This is a genomic window from Brevundimonas sp. (assembly GCF_036732845.1).
Taxonomy (GTDB): domain Bacteria; phylum Pseudomonadota; class Alphaproteobacteria; order Caulobacterales; family Caulobacteraceae; genus Brevundimonas.
Window position 1 is genome coordinate 189,643 of record NZ_DAINBO010000001.1, and the last position, 14,532, is coordinate 204,174.

Consider the following 14,532-nt stretch of genomic DNA (forward strand, 5'->3'; position numbering starts at 1 on the left):
TTCCTTCCCGCTCAGTTCACGAACGGGAACTTGAACTCGGCGAGAAGGGCCTTGGCCTCCTCGTCGGTCTTGGCCGTGGTGCAGACGACGATGTCCATGCCCCACATCTGGTCGATCTGGTCGTAGTTGATCTCCGGGAACACGATGTGCTCCTTCAGACCGGTGGCGTAGTTGCCGCGACCGTCGAACGACGTGCCCTTCAGGCCCCGGAAGTCCTTCACCCGCGGCAGAGCGATGGTGATGAACCGGTCCAGGAACTCGTACATCTGATCGCCGCGCAGCGTGACCTTGCCGCCGATGATCATGCCTTCACGCAGCTTGAAGCCGGCGATCGAGTTGCGGGCCTTGGTCGGCACGGCCTTCTGGCCGGCGATGGCGGTCAGATCCTTGAGGGCGGCGGTCGCCTTCTTGGAGTCGGCCACGGCCTCGCCCACGCCCATGTTCAGGACGATCTTGTCCAGCTTGGGCACCTGCATCTCGTTGGTGTAGCCGAACTTTTCCTTCATCACGCCGCGGATGCGGGCCTGATACTCGGACTTCAGCCGGGGGGTGTATTTCTCGGTAGCCATCAGATGACGTCTCCCGTCGTCTTGGCGAAGCGCACCTTCTTGTCGCCGTCCTGGCGGAAGCCGACGCGGGTCGCCTTGCCGTTGGCGTCAGCGATCGCGACGTTCGACAGGTGGATCGACGCTTCCTTGTTCTTGATGCCGCCCTGGGGGTCGGCCTGGGTCGGACGCGTGTGGCGCTGGACCATGTTCAGGCCCTCGACCAGGACGCGGTTCTCGGCGGGGAGGACCTTCAGGACATTGCCGGTGCGGCCCTTGTCCTTGCCGGTCAGCAGGACGACCTTGTCGCCCTTCTTGATCTTGGCGGCCATGGTTACAGGACCTCCGGGGCCAGCGAGATGATCTTCATGTGGTTCTTGGCGCGCAGTTCACGCGGAACCGGGCCGAAGATGCGCGTGCCGACCGGCTCGTTCTGCTTGTTGACGATGACGGCGGCCGACTTGTCGAAACGAATGACCGAGCCGTCCTTGCGCTGGATGTCCTTGGCGGTGCGCACGACGATGGCGCGCACGACGTCGCCCTTCTTCACGCGGCCGCGCGGAATGGCTTCCTTCACCGAGGCGACGATAGTGTCGCCCACCGAGGCGTAGCGGCGCTTGGAGCCGCCCAACACCTTGATGCACATGACCCGGCGAGCGCCCGAATTGTCGGCCACCTCCAGGTTAGTTTGCATCTGGATCATGGGATCCGATCCTTCTTCTTACGAAGCCGAGGCGGTGGAAAGAACTTCCCAACGCTTCAGCTTGGACTTGGGGGCGCACTCGACGATGCGGGCCACGTCGCCGACCTTCAGCGCGTTGCCTTCGTCGTGGGCGTGGTACTTCTTGGACAGACGCACGGTCTTTTTCAGGACCGGGTGCAGCAGGGTGCGCTCGACCTTGACGACGACGGTCTTGTCGCCCTTGTCGGACACGACCACGCCTTCCAGAATTCGCTTGGGCATATTCGTATCTCCTTAGGCCGACGCGCGCTGCTTGTCGCGCAGCAGCGACGAGATGCGGGCGATGTCCTTGCGCACTTCCGAAACGCGATGGGTCTTCTCCATCTGGCCGGTGGCGGCCTGGAAGCGCAGGTTGAACTGTTCCTTTTTCAAGGACAGAAGCTGGTCGCCCAGTTGATCGGTCGTCATGGACCGCAGGTCGGCGATCTTGGTCATGCCGCGTGCTCCGTGATGATGCCGGCGTCCAGACGGGTGACCACCTTGGTGCGAACCGGCAGCTTGGCGGCGCCCAGGCGCAGCGCCTCGCGGGCCACGTCGTCCGGCACGCCGTCGATTTCAAACATGATGCGGCCCGGAGCCACGCGAGCGGCCCAGTGGTCCACCGCGCCCTTGCCCTTGCCCATGCGGACTTCGGCCGGCTTGCCGGTGACCGGTAGGTCGGGGAACACGCGGATCCAGACGCGGCCCTGACGCTTCATCTGGCGGGTGATCGCGCGGCGGGCCGCTTCGATCTGACGCGCGGTGATGCGTTCCGGCTCCAGCGTCTTCAGGCCGTACGACCCGAAGTTCAGCGAGAAGCCGCCCTTGGCCGAGCCGTGGATGCGGCCCTTGAAGGCCTTGCGGTACTTGGTCTTCTTCGGTTGCAGCATGACTTAGTTCTCACCACCACGGCCGCGGTCGCGGCGCGGGCCGCGGTCGCCGCGGGGACCACCGCGCTCACGGCCTTCGTTGGACGAAGGACCCGAGGCTTCTTGGGCCCAACGCTTGTCCTGGGCCATCGGATCGTGCTCCAGCACTTCACCTTTGAAGACCCAGACCTTGATGCCGATGATGCCGTAGGTCGTCTTGGCTTCGTAGAAGCCGTAGTCGATGTCGGCGCGCAGGGTGTGCAGCGGCACGCGGCCTTCGCGGTACCATTCCATACGGGCGATTTCAGCGCCGCCCAGGCGGCCCGAAACGTTGATTCGAACACCCTTGGCGCCCAGACGCATGGCCGACTGCATGGCGCGCTTCATGGCGCGACGGAAGGCGATGCGGCGTTCCAGTTGCTGGGCGATGCCCTCGGCGATCAACTGAGCGTCGGTTTCCGGCTTGCGGACCTCGACGATGTTCAGGTGAACCTCGCCTTCGGTGCGGGCCGAGATGTCCTTGCGCAGCTTCTCGATGTCGGCGCCCTTCTTGCCGATCACGACGCCCGGACGGGCGGCGTAGATCGTCACGCGGCACTTCTTGTGCGGACGCTCGATGATGATGCGCGACACGCCGGCGCCCGACAGACGCTCTTTCAGCCACGTGCGCAGCTTCAGGTCTTGATGCAGCAGACGGGCGTAGTCGGCGCCGCCGGCGTACCAGCGGCTGTCCCAGGTGCGGTTCACGCCGAGGCGGAAACCGATCGGATTGATCTTCTGACCCATATCAGGCGGCCTCGCCGGCTTCACGGACCACGATGGTGATCTCGCTGAACGGTTTCAGGATGCGCGACGAGCGGCCGCGAGCGCGGCTCGCGAAACGCTTCATCACCAGGTTCTTGCCCACGAAGGCCTCGGCCACGACCAGGGAGTCGATGTCGAGGTTGTGGTTGTTCTCGGCGTTCGAGACGGCCGAATACAGCGCCTTGCGCACGTCGATGGCGATGCGCTTGCGGCTGAATTCCAGCTCGTTCAGAGCCTTCTGCACCGGCAGGCCACGGATCGAGGCGGCCACCAGGTTCAGCTTCTGCGGGCTGATGCGGACGTTGGTCACCTTGGCGCGAGCTTCGGTGGCGCCGACGCGACGGGCGTTCTTGGTCTGGGCCATCGGTTACTTCCTCTTGGCCTTCTTGTCCGCCGCGTGGCCCGGGAAGTTCCGGGTCGGGGCGAACTCGCCGAACTTCATGCCGACCATTTCTTCGGAGACCGACACCGGCACGTGCTTCTGGCCGTTGTGGACCCCGAAGGTCAGGCCGACGAACTGCGGCAGGATGGTGGAGCGGCGCGACCAGGTCTTGATCACGTCCTTGCGGCCCGACGTCGAAGCGGCGTCGGCCTTCTTGAGCAGGTACCCGTCGACGAACGGGCCTTTCCAGGAGGAGCGGGCCATGTCTTAGCGAGCCTTCTTCACGTGGCGGGTACGGATGATGAACTTATCCGTCGCCTTGTTCTTGCGGGTGCGGGTGCCCTTGGTGTCCTTGCCCCACGGCGTGACCGGGGTGCGGCCGCCAGAGGTCCGGCCTTCACCACCACCGTGCGGGTGGTCGATCGGGTTCATGGCGACGCCGCGGACGTGCGGGCGGAAGCCCATGTGACGCTTGCGGCCGGCCTTGCCCAGGTTCTGGTTCATGTGGTCGGGGTTCGACACCGCGCCCACCGTGGCCATGCAGCCGTCCAGAACCATGCGCAGCTCGCCCGAGCCGAGGCGGATCTGGGCATAGCCCTGATCGCGGCCGACCAGTTGAGCATAGGCGCCGGCCGAACGGGCCAACTGAGCGCCCTTGCCCGGCTTCATCTCCACATTGTGGATGATGGTGCCGACCGGCATCGAGCGCAGCGGCATGGCGTTGCCCGGCTTCACATCGACCTTTTCACCGGCCACGACGGTGTCGCCGGCCTTAAGGCGCTGGGGCGCGATGATGTAGGTCTTCTCGCCGTCGGCATAGGTCACCAGGGCGATGAAGGCGGTGCGGTTCGGGTCGTATTCCAGACGCTCGACCGTGCCGATGGCGTCGAACTTCTTACGCTTGAAGTCGATCTTGCGGTACAGGGTCTTGGCGCCGCCGCCGCGGAAGCGAACAGCGACACGGCCGCCCTGGCCACGTCCGCCCGACTTGGTCAGGCCTTCGACGAGCGACTTCTCCGGGCGGCCCTTGTGCAGCTCGGAGCGGTCGACCAGCACCAGGGCGCGGCGGCCCGGCGACGTCGGATTGTAAGTCTTCAGAGCCATCGGATCAGAGCCCCGTGGTGACGTCGATCGACTGACCCGGGGCCAGCGTCACGATCGCTTTCTTGATGTCGACGCGGCGACCCAGGATGCCCCGGAACCGCTTGGTCTTGCCCTTTTGGACCAGGGTGTTGACCTTGACGACGTTGACTTTGAACAGGCTTTCGACCGCCGCGGCGATCTCGTCCTTCGAGGCCGTGTCGGCGACGCGGAAGACGACCTTGTTCTGCTCCGACAGGATCGTGGACTTCTCGGTGATCACCGGAGCCAGGATGGTGTCGTAATGCTTGGCGGTGGGTTGCGCGCCGGCCATCACGCGGCCTCCTTCTTAGCGAAGCGGGCCTCGATCGCCTCGACGGCGGCCTTGGTCAGCACCAGCTTGTCGGCCCGCAGGATGTCATAGACGTTCAGGCCGGCGTTCGGCAGCACGTCGATGTGCGGGATGTTGCGAGCGGCCAGGCCGAAGTTCACGTCGACTTCCGGGCCGGCGATGATCAGGGCCTTGGTCCAGCCCAGCTTGCCGAAGGTGTCGCGCAGGGCGGCGGTCTTGGCGTCCTTCACCGAGACGGTGTCGACCACGACCAGTTCACCGGCCTTGGCCTTGGACGACAGGGCGTGACGCAGGGCCAGGGCGCGGACCTTCTTGGGCAGCGAGAAGCCGTGATCGCGGACGATCGGGCCGAAGGCGCGCGAGCCGCCGACGAACTGCGGCGCACGGCGCGAACCGTGACGAGCGCCGCCGGTGCCCTTCTGCTTGTACATCTTCTTGCCCGTACGAGAGTTCTCGTTGCGGGTTTGAACCTTGTGGGTGCCGGCGCGGCGCTTGGCCAACTGCCAGTTGACGTAACGGGCCAGCAGGTCGCCGCGGATGTCGGTGATGCCGAAGACGGCGTCCGACAGTTCAACGTCGCCCGAGGCCTTGCCGTCGAGTTTGATGACCGAGAGTTTCATTACGCTTCACCGCCTTCGGTCGCTTCGACAGCCGGAGCTTCTTCAGCGGGCGTCTCGGCGGCCGGTTGAGCCGCGGCCTTGCCGTTCGACTTGACGCCGCCGGGGAACGGGGCGTCGGCCGGGCGGGCCTTCTTGATGGCGTCGCGGACCTTGACGTAGCTGCCGTCGTGACCCGGGACGGCGCCCTTGATCAGGATCAGGCCGCGCTCGGCGTCCACGCGGACGACGGTCAGGTTCTGGGTGGTGACGACTTCTTGGCCCAGGTGGCCGGCCATCTTCTTGCCCGGGAAGGTGCGACCCGGGTCCTGACGGTTGCCGGTCGAGCCGTGCGAGCGGTGCGACACCGACACGCCGTGCGTCGCACGCAGACCGCCGAAGTTCCAGCGCTTCATGGCGCCGGCGAAGCCCTTACCGATGGTCTCGCCCTGGATGTCGACCTTCTGGCCGGCGATGAAGTGGTCGGCCGACAGTTCGGCGCCCACGTCCAGCAGACCGTCCGCATCGACGCGGAACTCGGTGACATAGGCCTTGGGTTCGACCTGCGCCTTGGCGAAGGACTCACGCTGAGCCTTGTTGGTGTTCTTGGCCTTCTTGGTGCCCGCGCCCAGTTGCAGGGCGACGTAGCCGTCCCGCTCCTGAGTGCGTTGGCCGACGACCTGGCAGCCGTCTAGCTGGAGCACGGTGACCGGAACGTGCGCGCCGTCATCGGCGAACACGCGGGTCATGCCCAGCTTCTTGGCGATCACGCCCGTGCGCATCGGATCCCGCCTCTTTCTCGATTAAATCTTGATCTCGACGTCCACGCCGGCGGACAGGTCGAGCTTCATGAGCGCGTCCACGGTCTGCGGGGTGGGGTCGACGATGTCGAGCACGCGCTTGTGCGTGCGGATTTCAAACTGCTCGCGCGACTTCTTATCGACGTGCGGCGAGCGGTTCACGGTGAACTTTTCGATCAGGGTGGGCAGCGGGATCGGACCACGAACGGTCGCGCCCGTGCGCTTGGCGGTATTGACGATCTCGCGCGTCGAAAAGTCGAGGACGCGGTGATCGAAGGCCTTCAGCCTGATGCGGATGCTCTGATCCATATCGGTTGTTTTTCCCAAGCAGGCGAACCTGCGTCCCTGTGAACCATTTCAAAGACCGGAGGTCTTCAGGCGCTGAGGCCTTCAGAGTACGCACGTTTCGCAAAAACGATCGGCCCACGCGGTCGCCCGCGAAGGCCGTTGAAGTCCTGGGTCACTGCAAAGAACAGGGTCTCAGGTCGTTCCCGCGAACCGCGTCTGCGGATCACTCCGCACAGCCGGTCCAACAAGAGTGGGGGCTTATGACCTCCGATTCCGCTTCCGTCAAGCGGCGAAAACGTGGCGCGCGCCCCGACCTATTCGACGAACCGGCCGACAGTCGCATTCCAACGCAGCCGCGTCGCGGGACAGGCCGCGCCGAGATCGCATTGCGGCTCGGTCACCACCACGGCGGGGCTGCGCGACACATCCAGCTTGGGGAAGCGTTCGGCGGGCGAGACATAGGCCTGGACCGCCTGACCTCCGTCACGGCTCAGCCAGACCTCGAACCCGGGATAGGGCAGGATGTCGCCAGGACTGTTTTGACAGGGCGCGGGCCGTTCCACCACCCAGTCGCGGCGGCCGTCGCCGTCCACGTCGGGAATGTCGTGAATGGCGGCGCGGCGCACCTCGAAGCCGTCATCGACATAGACGGACGAACAGGTGGTTCGGGTCTTGAACCAGATGTCGGCCACGGCTTCGGGCGCATCGGACGGCGGGCCTGGATCATCCGAGACGTCGACCGGCGTGAAGGCCCCGGCCGGAATGACCGCCTCTCCCGCCCGGTTCGGCCTTTCCACCAGACGCTTCAGCTCCGGGTCCCAGGCATAGGCGAATTTGCAGTCGCGGCTCGCGTCGCTGGAACAGAAGGCATGATGCACCCAGGCCTCGATGCGGCTTTCGCCGTCGGCCTCGTAGAAGGTCAGCTCATGCGCCTGTTCGTCGAAGGCGCGGGTCAGGCCGTCGTCGCCCAGGCTGACATAGACGATCTGACGGCACCCACCGGTGCCGCAAAAGCCGCTGATCCCGACCGCTTCATAATCGACTCGCCAGTCGGCGCGGCCGTCGTGGGTCACATCGACGGCGCGGATGGCGCCGGCCGGGACCTGGACGGCCAGGGGCGGCCGATTGGTCGGATCGTCGCGATCGAAGGCCGCGTCATTGATGTCGCGCAGAACCATCCAGGACAGGCCCTCGGGCGTCGTCTGGGCCGCGGCCGACGTTCCCGCCGCCAGCGCCAGCGTCAAAACCGAAACCAGAACCGAAGCGCGCATCCCCTGCCCTCCCGATGAACCGCGAGATCAGCCTAGCACGCCCCGTCTTCCCAGCTCCTCACGGTTCCTGACGTGCGACAGGTCCCGACGTCGCCGCCGAGACCTGTTCGTGGCCCGCATGGGCGGATGGGTTCTAGGGGTTGCCGATGCTGACGCGGCCGCCGCCCATGACATTGCGTTCGACCGTGCCGCTGACCGAGGCGATGCGCACATCGCCGCCGCCCATGATGTTGATCTCGGCCGAGGCGGCGGGAGCGCGGAAGTCCACGTCTCCGCCGCCCATGATGTTAACCTCGAGACGGTCGGCGCGGCCGCCGCGAACCAGGATGTCGCCCGAACCGGCGACGCTGCTTTCAAAATTCCCGGTCACGGAGGCGATATTCACATTGCCGGACCCGGCGATGGAGATTTCGGCGGCGCCCGTCGCGCCCGTCGAGACGTCGCCGGACCCGGCCACCGACACCTCGAGGCTGCGCGACGCGCCGGCGCGCACGTCGCCCGAACCCGCGACATTGATATTGAGCGGCCCATCGACATTGGCGACGGTCCAGCCGCCGCACCCGGCCGTGCCGACCTCGACCGAACCGGCGCCCCGGCCGACGGAGCCGAACACCGCGCCCTCGGTCTCGACCTTCACGGCCCGCGGCGAGCGAATGACGATCAGCGGCGCGGCGGCGATTTCGATCCGACCGTGGTCGCGCACATCGACCCAGGCGTCCTGCCCTGGCCGCGCCGCCTCCGCCGAGCCGGCATGGCAGTTCCGAATGTCTCGACGCCCCAGGTCGCCGTCGACGATGACGTCGGCGCCCCGACGGCTGACCTTGATCGCGGGCAGGCCGGACGCCCCCTGTTCGATCTCCACGGCCACGTCGGCGCGGTCTTCGATCACCACGACCACGCGGCCGACGGCGTTCTTGACGCGCACCTCGGCCGAGGCCGGGGCGGCGAAGGCGGCCAGGGCCAGAGCCAGGGCGGCGGCTGACGCAAACATCACGGGCTTCTTCATGTCGGACTTCCTCTCCCAGCAAGCATGGCCGGGAAGGTGTGCGGAGCCGACGGCCGAGTCACTTTAAAACGAGGTCATGACCTCGATTTAACCTGCGGATCGGTACGCGTCTTCAGGCGGGCAAGGCCCCCGCCCCGTCCACGGCGCCGACGGTCGGCTCAAAATCGCGTTCAAAATCCTTCAGCTTGCTCTTCAGGGCGCCCATGCGCCGCAAGGCCAGGGATGCGGCCCAGCGCGCGGCCAGTTCACCCTGCCCCATGGTCTCGGTCTGACGCGGGCGGGCGCCCCGGCTGCGCAGCACGGCGTTCGTGTATAGGGCGCCGTTCCTCATCCGCGACGACCAGGTCTGGAAATCCATCGACAGCGAGACGCAGAACCGGTCCAGGTTCTCGACCCGGTGCGGCGCGTACAGCGGCCAGGTCAGGGCCTGACCCGGCTCCAGATCGATCACCGTCGCATCATTCTCGAACGCGAGGGTGTAGGGCAGTTCCTCGGTCGTCTGACGGGCGACCACCTGCTCCATGTTGCGCTCGGGCAGATGCGTCTCGTCGCCCGGATAGACGAAAATGCGCTTGCGTCCGCGCAGGTGGAACAGCACCACCCCCGCCGCATCGAAATGATAGGGCACGCGCGCCGCCGGCGACGACAGGATCAACTGGCCAGCGTTGGTCACGGCTCTCATGCCGGGATAGGTCGCCTGGATCTTGTCGAACGCGGCCATCGCGTCGGCCCAGAAATCGGGCAGCACGCCGTCGACCCCGCGCAGATTGACCCACAGGCGGCCCTGTTTGATCGCCTCCAGCAGGTCCTCGCCCGACAGGCGGCCCCGCGCGCCGGTGCGCAAACTGACCTGGCCCTCGTCGTCGTAGTCATACAGGTTGATGTCGAACAGGTCGGCCGGATAGCGGTCCAGCACCTCGGCCAAATGCTCGTCCGTGCCCCAACCCTTCTGGATCAGATTGTGCGGATGGACGGCGGCCTGGGTGATCGGGCCGGAATAGCGGGTCTGACGATCGGTCATGGTCATGGTCCGTGTCTAGGCTTTCACGCGGGGGCGAAACGGCGGGTCAGGGCGGTGCGGGCGGCGTGGGCGGCGCCCTTCAACCGGTCGGCGGAAGTCACTTCACAGGCCTCGATGGCGGCCCATCGACGCCGGACGCTGGTGCGTAGCCGCTCGCCGCGCCCGTTGCCGGCCAGGTTCAGCACGCCGACGGCCGATTGGCTCAGCCGCGCGCCCAGGCCGGGCCGCAGCACCACCGCCTCGGCGACCTGACGCTGGGCGTTGCAGAAATACTTCTTGTAGCTCTCGCCGCCGAAGCCGAAGTCGAACTCGTCATAGCCGTCCTCGGCGCCGCGCCGCATGGTGTCCAGGCTCAGCAGTATGCCCGGCGAACAGCGCGCCAGTTCCGGCACATAGGCCGGGAACCAGAAATGGTAGCAGCCCCGCGCGTGCAGCGAATATTCGATCGCGCACAGGCTGTCTCCGGCCCACAGCGCGGCCATGGAGGCGCCGAAATCCCCCTGGCCCTGCGTCTGCATCAGGCCGTGCAGCAGATCGGCGGTCCAGCCGCAGGCGAAGACGTCGTGACGGCCCGTACGCCGATACTGATCGCGCTTGAGCTGGATCAAATGGTCCAGCAGGGCCGGATCGCGCACCTTGTGCTCCACCCGGATGGGACCCAGATCCGCCTCAAGACTGCGGCGCGCCCGTTCCTTGTCCTTGAAGTATTTCCCGAACTCGCGGCGACGCTCGGCGTACCAGGCGTCATAGCCGTCGGGCATCACCACCTGGCAGGTGTCGCGAACCTGGCCCAGTCCGTCGGCAGGCCCGACCCAAGAGCCGACGTTCAGCCGCGCCCCGTTCAACAGCCGCGCCACCTCGCCCAGGTCGGGGGCCTGGCCCGGAAAGGCGATGACGCCGTGATAGTCGTTCATCGGCGCGGCCAGCGGCTGGACCGCCCCGCCCCGTCGCTGGTGCGGGAAATAGCCGACGATCTCGCCCCCTTCATGAAAGACGGCCACGGCCGCCTCCGGGCTGATCGCGGCGGCGACCTGGGTGAACTCCGGCCGGAAATAAGGACTGGCCAGGGCCGGATCGGCCGCCACCATGGCGCGCCAACGCGCGATATCCGCTTCCGTCAGGGCATCCGCCCGAATGAGTTCGACCTGCACCATGCCTCATCTCTAGACCACGGTCGGTTGCAACGCGGTTTAGCGGCATGGTGAATGAAACCTGATGTGTTGCCGCCCGCCCGCGCGGGCGTTGCCGCCGCGCCGTCTATCCGCGACATTGGCCCACCCTCCCCCATCGCCGCCGGAGACTCGAACGGATGAAGACCGCCGCCGCCCTGATCAGCCTGTTCATCGTCGCGGCCGCCGCCCCGGCTCTGGCCCAGGCCCAGGCCCAGGCGCCCGCCGCCTGTCCGGTCAGCGCCGACCATGTGGTCGCCAACGGCGGTCTGGAAAAGAGCCGGGCGGCCGTGGCGCGTGGCCGCCTGACCGTCCTGGCCATCGGCTCGTCCAGCATCGAGGGCGCCGGAGCCAGCCGTCGCGAACTCAGCTTCGTGCCCCTGCTGGAGGCCGGACTTCGCCGTCGGCTGCCCGGCGTCGAAGTGACGGTGATCAACAAGGGCGTCGGCGGCGAAACCGCCAAGGACACGGCCGACCGGCTGGAGCGCGAGACCGCCGCGGCCCGGCCCGATCTGGTGCTCTGGCAACTGGGCACCAACGACATCCTGCGCGACCGGCCGATGGACGACATCTTCGCCGACTTCCGGCGCGGCGAGGCCGTGCTGGACCGGGCGGGCGTGGACGTGGCCCTGATCGATCCCCAGCGCCTGCCCGAGACCACCCAGAATCCGAACTTCCGCGGCCGCAACCCGGCCCTGGCCGAGATGAGCCGCCTGATCGATCTGGAGGCCGGACGCGTCGGCTACGCCGTGGCCCGCCGCTTCGGTCCCATGGCCGCCTGGTCGGGGCTGGATCACGGCGGCGTCGGTCCCGACGACCTGCATCTGAACGACCAGGGCTACGCCTGCTGGGCCGAGACCACGGCCGCCGGGCTGGCCGCCGCCCTGCGCTAGCCCGTCACCGGGCCGAACGGCGTGCTCGACCAGAAACGGCAACGCCGTCGCTCGGCATAGTCGTCGTCCAGCCGATCGCCGTTCGGATCGAACACCAAGACCGGCGTCCCGTCGGGGTGGATGCGCGGCCAGCGGTCATCAAACGCCGGGTCATGGCCGAAACCGGCCCACAGGCTCATCATCCGCTCCGACAGGGCGCGCTGTCGCGGCGAGAACCGGGCCGGATCGGCGAACAGCCAGCGCGTGCCGAACACATAGGCCAGTTCCGAGGCGTGATAGGACCCCATGTCCAGGCCGCTGACCCAGTCCGGCAGGGTGAAGGGCGCGTCGGCGTCGGCGAACTCATAGCCGTACACCCGCACGTGCCGCGCCAGCAGGCGACGCAGGGCCTCTGACGGACAAGCGAAGCGCTGGTCGGTGAATTGCCGGGCGATGGTCCGCGCCGGGCCGGCTTCGCCCGCCGGATACTGGTTCAGAACGGCGGGTCCGACGTCGCCGTACATCCAGATCGTCTCCTTGGAATAGCGGTCCCAATCCTTCACCTCGCCGGCGAACAACCGGCCCTCGTCGGCGTTCGCGCCGATGATCACGGGCACGCGGGTGAAGCGTCCGGCGGCGAAGGCGACAGGCGGCGCCTCGGGGCTGACCACGCCGCCATGGACCGGTCCCCACGAGCCGTGGCCGTTCAGGCCCGACCGGGTCGAGGCCGCGCGCGCCAGACGGCCAGGCGGCAGGGCGCGCAGACAGACGGCGGCGCTCTCTCCCGCACAGCCCAGCGCCTGGGCGAAACGCACGCCGTCGGCCGCGGCCTGATCCGCATGGACCAGAGACGACGGCTCCAGGCAGCCGCCGCTTTGCAGGATGACCCGGTGATAAAGCCCCCCGGACTGGGGCGAGACCATCAGATAGCAGGCGCTCCACGCTCCGGCGCTTTCCGCGAACAGGGTGACGTCGTTCGGATCGCCGCCGAAACCGGCGATGTTCTCATGCACCCAGCGCAGCGCCGCCTGCATGTCCATCAGCCCATATTCGCCGCCAGGCGACGCCTCGCCCCGGGCCAGGGCCGGGTGCGCCAGCCAACCCAGGGCGCCGAGGCGATAGTTGAAGGTGACGACCACCCGCCCCGCTTCGCGCGCCAGACGGCTGGGATCGTAGTTGGCCCCCGCCCCGACGGTGAAGGCCCCGCCCGCGATATAGACCATGACCGGCGCCGACCCGACGGCCTCGGCGGGCGCATAGACGTTCAGATACAGACAGTCCTCGGACCCCACGACGATCCCGCCGCCGCCGCCCAGGATGGCCCGCCGCCCGATGGCCTGGGTGCAGTCGCGACTGATCCGCGTCGCATCGCGCGGCCCCTCCCAGGCCGCCACGGGCCGCGGCGGCCGCCAGCGCAGATCACCCACGGGCGGCGCGGCATACGGCACGCCCAGCCACGCCCGCACTCCATCGCCCTGCACGCCCCTGACCACGCCTGTCCGCGTCGCCGCCATGACCGGCCGGGCGTCGGCGGCGAAGCGCACCTGGCTGACCTTGCCCGGATGGGTGGCGCAGGCCGAGGCCGAGACGGACAGGATCAGCAGGACGAGCAGTCGGAAGAACGGCATCGGGCCTCGTGGATGGACGGCGAGCCGGTCAAACGCGGCAAAGCGTGACTGTATCCCATTCGCGCAAAGCAAAGCGGCCCCGGATTGCTCCGGGGCCGCTCGCATTCGTTTCAGTCGTTGTACCGTCGAGGTCAGCCCTTCGCTTGCGCTTCGGGCGTTCGTCGCGGGGATCGCATGCGATCCCATGCGGCGCGCGAGAGCGCGACGCAGCGCTCCGAACTACTCGATGATCTTGGACACGACGCCGGCGCCGACGGTGCGGCCGCCTTCGCGGATGGCGAAGCGCAGGCCCTGGTCCATGGCGATCGGGGTGATCAGCTCCACGGTCAGTTCCGCGTTGTCGCCCGGCATGATCATCTCAACGCCTTCCTTCAGGTGCACGATGCCGGTCACGTCGGTCGTGCGGAAGTAGAACTGCGGACGGTAGTTGGTGAAGAACGGCGTGTGACGGCCGCCTTCTTCCTTGGTCAGGATGTAGGCCTCGGCCAGGAACTTCGTGTGCGGGGTGATCGAACCCGGCTTGCACAGCACCTGGCCGCGCTCCACGTCCTCACGCTTGGTGCCGCGCAGCAGCACGCCCACGTTGTCGCCCGCCTGACCTTGGTCCAGCAGCTTGCGGAACATTTCGACGCCCGTGCAGGTCGTCTTCTGAACCGGACGGATGCCGACGATCTCGACTTCCTCGCCGACCTTGACGATGCCCTTCTCGACGCGGCCCGTCACCACGGTGCCGCGGCCCGAGATCGAGAACACGTCTTCCACCGGCATCAGGAACGGCAGGTCCACCGGACGCTCCGGCTGCGGGATGTAGTCGTCGACCGTCTGCATCAGCTCCAGCACGCGCTGTTCGCCGATCTCCGGGGTCACGCCGTCGGTCGCGGCCTTGGCCGAACCCTTGGTGATCGGAATGTCGTCGCCCGGGAACTGGTAGCTCGACAGCAGCTCGCGGACTTCCATCTCCACCAGCTCCAGCAGCTCCTCGTCGTCGACCAGGTCCACCTTGTTCATGAACACCACCAGCGCCGGCACGCCGACCTGACGGGCCAGCAGGATGTGCTCGCGCGTCTGCGGCATCGGGCCGTCGGCGGCCGAAACCACCAGGATCGCGCCGTCCATCTGCGCCGCGCC

21 protein-coding genes are annotated in these 14,532 nt (G+C 67.3%); 1 reads left to right on the forward strand and 20 read right to left on the reverse strand.

Features of this window, described 5'->3' with window-relative positions; all coding sequences use genetic code 11:
- Positions 1-11 precede the first annotated feature (11 nt).
- The 18 genes from rplE to V7D63_RS01120 all read right to left on the reverse strand — a co-directional run bounded on the left by rplE (position 12) and on the right by V7D63_RS01120 (position 10,889).
- On the reverse strand, positions 12-569 hold the full coding sequence (gene rplE, locus V7D63_RS01035) for a 50S ribosomal protein L5 (protein WP_333590396.1): 558 nt from the start codon (positions 567-569) through the stop codon (positions 12-14).
- Positions 569-877: a 50S ribosomal protein L24 gene (gene rplX, locus V7D63_RS01040; RefSeq protein ID WP_333590397.1), complete on the reverse strand. Its 309-nt coding sequence runs from the start codon at positions 875-877 to the stop codon at positions 569-571. Before rplX ends, rplE begins: the two co-directional genes overlap by 1 nt.
- A gap of 2 nt (positions 878-879) precedes the next feature.
- Positions 880-1,248: a 50S ribosomal protein L14 gene (rplN, locus tag V7D63_RS01045; RefSeq protein ID WP_021698481.1), complete on the reverse strand. Its 369-nt coding sequence runs from the start codon at positions 1,246-1,248 to the stop codon at positions 880-882.
- 18 nt (positions 1,249-1,266) lie between these two features.
- On the reverse strand, positions 1,267-1,509 hold the full coding sequence (gene rpsQ / locus V7D63_RS01050) for a 30S ribosomal protein S17 (protein WP_333590398.1): 243 nt from the start codon (positions 1,507-1,509) through the stop codon (positions 1,267-1,269).
- Between the two features lie 12 nt (positions 1,510-1,521).
- The gene (gene rpmC, locus V7D63_RS01055) at positions 1,522-1,722 is read right to left on the reverse strand and encodes a 50S ribosomal protein L29 (RefSeq protein WP_333590399.1); all 201 of its coding nucleotides are present in this window, start codon (positions 1,720-1,722) and stop codon (positions 1,522-1,524) included.
- Positions 1,719-2,156 carry a 50S ribosomal protein L16 gene (rplP, locus tag V7D63_RS01060; RefSeq protein ID WP_333590400.1) on the reverse strand — a complete coding sequence of 146 codons (438 nt, stop codon included), beginning with the start codon at positions 2,154-2,156 and terminating at the stop codon, positions 1,719-1,721. The genes rpmC and rplP overlap by 4 nt, the downstream gene beginning before the upstream one ends.
- Positions 2,157-2,159: 3 nt before the next feature.
- On the reverse strand, positions 2,160-2,921 hold the full coding sequence (rpsC, locus tag V7D63_RS01065; RefSeq protein ID WP_333590401.1) for a 30S ribosomal protein S3: 762 nt from the start codon (positions 2,919-2,921) through the stop codon (positions 2,160-2,162).
- A 1-nt stretch (position 2,922) separates the two neighbouring features.
- Positions 2,923-3,303, reverse strand: coding sequence for a 50S ribosomal protein L22 (gene rplV, locus V7D63_RS01070; RefSeq protein WP_333590402.1), 381 nt, complete (start codon positions 3,301-3,303; stop codon positions 2,923-2,925).
- A 3-nt stretch (positions 3,304-3,306) separates the two neighbouring features.
- Entirely contained in the window at positions 3,307-3,585 is a 279-nt protein-coding gene (rpsS, locus tag V7D63_RS01075; RefSeq protein ID WP_056450360.1) for a 30S ribosomal protein S19, read from the reverse strand.
- Between the two features lie 3 nt (positions 3,586-3,588).
- Positions 3,589-4,425, reverse strand: a complete 837-nt coding sequence (gene rplB, locus V7D63_RS01080; protein WP_333590403.1) for a 50S ribosomal protein L2 — start codon at positions 4,423-4,425, stop codon at positions 3,589-3,591.
- Positions 4,426-4,429: 4 nt separating this feature from the next.
- Positions 4,430-4,735 (reverse strand): 50S ribosomal protein L23, encoded by a 306-nt coding sequence (locus tag V7D63_RS01085; RefSeq protein WP_333590404.1) that lies wholly within the window; start codon positions 4,733-4,735, stop codon positions 4,430-4,432.
- Entirely contained in the window at positions 4,735-5,373 is a 639-nt protein-coding gene (rplD, locus tag V7D63_RS01090; RefSeq protein ID WP_333590405.1) for a 50S ribosomal protein L4, read from the reverse strand. The genes V7D63_RS01085 and rplD overlap by 1 nt, the downstream gene beginning before the upstream one ends.
- Positions 5,373-6,131, reverse strand: coding sequence for a 50S ribosomal protein L3 (rplC, locus tag V7D63_RS01095; protein ID WP_333590406.1), 759 nt, complete (start codon positions 6,129-6,131; stop codon positions 5,373-5,375). Before rplC ends, rplD begins: the two co-directional genes overlap by 1 nt.
- Before the next feature lie 21 nt (positions 6,132-6,152).
- Positions 6,153-6,458, reverse strand: a complete 306-nt coding sequence (gene rpsJ / locus V7D63_RS01100) for a 30S ribosomal protein S10 (protein WP_003164367.1) — start codon at positions 6,456-6,458, stop codon at positions 6,153-6,155.
- A 293-nt stretch (positions 6,459-6,751) separates the two neighbouring features.
- Positions 6,752-7,708 carry a hypothetical protein gene (locus V7D63_RS01105; protein WP_333590407.1) on the reverse strand — a complete coding sequence of 319 codons (957 nt, stop codon included), beginning with the start codon at positions 7,706-7,708 and terminating at the stop codon, positions 6,752-6,754.
- A gap of 133 nt (positions 7,709-7,841) precedes the next feature.
- Positions 7,842-8,714 (reverse strand): GIN domain-containing protein, encoded by an 873-nt coding sequence (locus V7D63_RS01110; RefSeq protein ID WP_333590408.1) that lies wholly within the window; start codon positions 8,712-8,714, stop codon positions 7,842-7,844.
- 112 nt (positions 8,715-8,826) lie between these two features.
- Positions 8,827-9,741: a transcriptional regulator gene (locus V7D63_RS01115; protein WP_333590409.1), complete on the reverse strand. Its 915-nt coding sequence runs from the start codon at positions 9,739-9,741 to the stop codon at positions 8,827-8,829.
- A 17-nt stretch (positions 9,742-9,758) separates the two neighbouring features.
- Entirely contained in the window at positions 9,759-10,889 is a 1,131-nt protein-coding gene (locus tag V7D63_RS01120) for a GNAT family N-acetyltransferase (protein WP_333590410.1), read from the reverse strand.
- Between the two features lie 155 nt (positions 10,890-11,044).
- On the opposite strand from V7D63_RS01120, the gene V7D63_RS01125 reads away from it, so the two are divergent.
- Complete coding sequence (locus V7D63_RS01125) at positions 11,045-11,797, forward strand: SGNH/GDSL hydrolase family protein (RefSeq protein ID WP_333590411.1); 753 nt, start codon at positions 11,045-11,047, stop codon at positions 11,795-11,797.
- Here the strand turns inward: V7D63_RS01125 and V7D63_RS01130 are convergent.
- Both V7D63_RS01130 and tuf read right to left on the reverse strand, forming a co-directional pair.
- Positions 11,794-13,404 (reverse strand): carboxylesterase/lipase family protein, encoded by a 1,611-nt coding sequence (locus V7D63_RS01130; protein WP_333590412.1) that lies wholly within the window; start codon positions 13,402-13,404, stop codon positions 11,794-11,796. The two genes, V7D63_RS01125 and V7D63_RS01130, sit on opposite strands and share 4 nt — an antisense overlap.
- 219 nt (positions 13,405-13,623) lie before the next feature.
- Positions 13,624-14,532 (reverse strand): elongation factor Tu (gene tuf / locus V7D63_RS01135; protein ID WP_333590413.1); only part of this gene is annotated, 909 nt, incomplete at its 5' end.

Coding starts and splice junctions, on each gene's coding strand:
- rplE (WP_333590396.1), bottom strand. CDS start 569: ATGGCTACCGAGAAATACACCCCCCGGCTGAAGTCCGAGTATCAGGCC.
- rplX (WP_333590397.1), bottom strand. CDS start 877: ATGGCCGCCAAGATCAAGAAGGGCGACAAGGTCGTCCTGCTGACCGGC.
- rplN (WP_021698481.1), bottom strand. CDS start 1,248: ATGATCCAGATGCAAACTAACCTGGAGGTGGCCGACAATTCGGGCGCT.
- rpsQ (WP_333590398.1), bottom strand. CDS start 1,509: ATGCCCAAGCGAATTCTGGAAGGCGTGGTCGTGTCCGACAAGGGCGAC.
- rpmC (WP_333590399.1), bottom strand. CDS start 1,722: ATGACCAAGATCGCCGACCTGCGGTCCATGACGACCGATCAACTGGGC.
- rplP (WP_333590400.1), bottom strand. CDS start 2,156: ATGCTGCAACCGAAGAAGACCAAGTACCGCAAGGCCTTCAAGGGCCGC.
- rpsC (WP_333590401.1), bottom strand. CDS start 2,921: ATGGGTCAGAAGATCAATCCGATCGGTTTCCGCCTCGGCGTGAACCGC.
- rplV (WP_333590402.1), bottom strand. CDS start 3,303: ATGGCCCAGACCAAGAACGCCCGTCGCGTCGGCGCCACCGAAGCTCGC.
- rpsS (WP_056450360.1), bottom strand. CDS start 3,585: ATGGCCCGCTCCTCCTGGAAAGGCCCGTTCGTCGACGGGTACCTGCTC.
- rplB (WP_333590403.1), bottom strand. CDS start 4,425: ATGGCTCTGAAGACTTACAATCCGACGTCGCCGGGCCGCCGCGCCCTG.
- V7D63_RS01085 (WP_333590404.1), bottom strand. CDS start 4,735: ATGGCCGGCGCGCAACCCACCGCCAAGCATTACGACACCATCCTGGCT.
- rplD (WP_333590405.1), bottom strand. CDS start 5,373: ATGAAACTCTCGGTCATCAAACTCGACGGCAAGGCCTCGGGCGACGTT.
- rplC (WP_333590406.1), bottom strand. CDS start 6,131: ATGCGCACGGGCGTGATCGCCAAGAAGCTGGGCATGACCCGCGTGTTC.
- rpsJ (WP_003164367.1), bottom strand. CDS start 6,458: ATGGATCAGAGCATCCGCATCAGGCTGAAGGCCTTCGATCACCGCGTC.
- V7D63_RS01105 (WP_333590407.1), bottom strand. CDS start 7,708: ATGCGCGCTTCGGTTCTGGTTTCGGTTTTGACGCTGGCGCTGGCGGCG.
- V7D63_RS01110 (WP_333590408.1), bottom strand. CDS start 8,714: ATGAAGAAGCCCGTGATGTTTGCGTCAGCCGCCGCCCTGGCTCTGGCC.
- V7D63_RS01115 (WP_333590409.1), bottom strand. CDS start 9,741: ATGACCATGACCGATCGTCAGACCCGCTATTCCGGCCCGATCACCCAG.
- V7D63_RS01120 (WP_333590410.1), bottom strand. CDS start 10,889: ATGGTGCAGGTCGAACTCATTCGGGCGGATGCCCTGACGGAAGCGGAT.
- V7D63_RS01125 (WP_333590411.1), top strand. CDS start 11,045: ATGAAGACCGCCGCCGCCCTGATCAGCCTGTTCATCGTCGCGGCCGCC.
- V7D63_RS01130 (WP_333590412.1), bottom strand. CDS start 13,404: ATGCCGTTCTTCCGACTGCTCGTCCTGCTGATCCTGTCCGTCTCGGCC.